The sequence below is a fragment of the Nocardia sp. NPDC004722 genome, from assembly GCF_053601505.1.
Map to the genome: position 1 here is coordinate 1 of NZ_JBSGBY010001050.1, position 1484 is coordinate 1484.

The following is a 1484-nucleotide window of genomic DNA, read 5'->3' on the forward strand; positions in this document are numbered from 1 at the left end:
CCAGAACCTGGTGCAGCTGCACCACATTCCGTTCGAACCCGAGCTGGCAGCCCGCCATGTAGAGGCCCCACACCTTGGCCGTGCCCTCGCCGACCTCGTCCACCGCGGCATCCCAGTTCTTCACCAGGTTGTCGCACCACTCGGCGAGCGTCAGCGCGTAGTGCTGGCGCAGGTTCTCCTCGTGCAGCACTTCCAGGCCCACGTTCTGGATCTCGGAGATGATGCGCCCGGAGCCGGAGAGCTCGCCGTCGGGGAACACGTACCGGTCGATGAAGTCGCCCGCCTTGGTGGTGCGGGTGTTGTCGTGCCGGGTGATGGAGTGGTTGAGGAACAGCCCGCCGACCTTCAGCTTCGACTGGATGAATTCGAAGTAGGCCTTGTAGTTGGCGACGCCGATGTGCTCGGTGAGTCCGATGGAGGACACCGCGTCGAAGTCGCCCTCGCGCACGTCGCGGTAGTCGGAGTGGCGGACCTCGGCCAGCTCGGACAGGCCCTCCTCGGCGATCTTGGCCTGCGCCCATTCGGCCTGTTCGGCCGAGAGGGTGGCCCCGATGACGTGGACGCCGCGCTTGGCGGCGTAGCGCACCATGCCGCCCCAGCCGCAGCCGATGTCGAGCAGCCGGTCGCCGGGCTTCAGGTTCAGCTTGTCGAAGACCAAGCGGTACTTGTTCTCCTGTGCCTGTTCCAGGGTCCAGGAGGGATCCTCGTAGGCCGCGCAGGTGTAGGTCATGGACGGGCCCAGCACGTACTCGTAGAACGTATTGGACACGTCGTAGTGGTGGTGGATGGCCTCGGCGTCGCGAGTCTTGCTGTGCCGCAACCCTTCCAGCGCGATGCGCCGCCAGCGCGGCAACGTCTCCTGCGGCGGCGGGGCGATCGGCTTGAGCAGTTCCCAGCCCAGCGAGCGGGCGATGACCACCAACTGCAGGGCGGTGGGACGGCGGAACTTCATGCCCGCCATGGCCTTCAGCAGTTCGTAGGGGTCGCCGGGCTCGACGCCGGTGGTGGCGAGGTCACCGGCGACATAGGCGCGGGCCATGCCCAGATCGCCGGGCGCGGTGACGATGTAGTTGACTCCGCGCGGGCTGAGGATCTCCAGGCCGAACTCGGAGTCCAGCGGGCCGGTGCTGCTGCCGTCGTAACACGTCAGCCGGATGGGGACCGGACCGTCGAGCAGCGTCTCGAAGATCTCCGCGATGGTGAGTTTGGTTCCGAGCTCGGCGAAGACATCGGAACGGTCCTTGAACGTGGTCACTTGCGTTGCACCGCCTTCGAATACAGATCCAGTAGACGAGAATCCGGGTCGTAGCGTTTCTTGAGGGAGGAGTAGGTGCCGTCGCCGTAGTAGAGCGCGGCGAACTCATCCTGGTCGTAGTAGGAGTCCGAATACAGGGATTTATGGCCGTCCAGTTCGGACACTTTGCGCTCGATGGCGCGATTGGCCACACCCTCGGGCTGCCCCGGCACGGTCGGCACCGCCGACC

1 protein-coding gene and 1 pseudogene are annotated in these 1484 nt (G+C 65.8%); both read right to left on the reverse strand.

The features are described 5' to 3' along the window. Window positions 1-1255: class I SAM-dependent methyltransferase (locus ACWELQ_RS45545; protein ID WP_452403168.1), on the reverse strand; the 1255-nt coding region annotated here is incomplete at its 3' end. Continuing rightward, a pseudogene (locus ACWELQ_RS45550) lies at window positions 1252-1484 on the reverse strand (FAD-binding protein); the annotation flags it as partial. The pseudogene ACWELQ_RS45550 and the gene ACWELQ_RS45545, both read right to left, overlap by 4 nt.